At 42.1% G+C, this 323-nt stretch carries 1 protein-coding gene; it reads left to right on the forward strand.

From position 1 onward, the window contains the following. On the forward strand, positions 1-204 hold a 204-nt coding region (locus Q4528_RS13165), incomplete at its 5' end, for a hypothetical protein (protein WP_303521935.1). Between the last annotated feature and the right edge of the window lie 119 nt (positions 205-323).

Below are 323 nucleotides of genomic sequence, written 5' to 3' on the forward strand. Positions count from 1 at the left end.
GTGGTTGATAACGCAAACCAAAGCATGCAACAAAGCTTAAATGCAGAGCTGGAACGTTTAGAAGCATTAAGTGCGGTTAATCCAAGCATTCGCCAAGATGAGTTGGATACCTTACGCGAACTGCGTGATAACGCGGGCAATTACCTGCAAAAAGCCCAAGTAAAACTGGACGCTTTGCGAGTAATTCTGGTGTCACACAACTAGTTAGTCGATTTTCTATTTTATTTAGTCCAAGGCCTTAGCTTACACTAAGGCCTTATTTTTTAGAGCTGTAGCTATGCCTGATTTTGTTTATCGTCCGCCAATGTCTCCCTATTTTAGTG

The sequence above is a fragment of the Staphylococcus pasteuri genome (genome assembly GCF_030547725.1).
In the GTDB taxonomy this organism is placed as follows: domain Bacteria; phylum Bacillota; class Bacilli; order Staphylococcales; family Staphylococcaceae; genus Staphylococcus; species Staphylococcus pasteuri.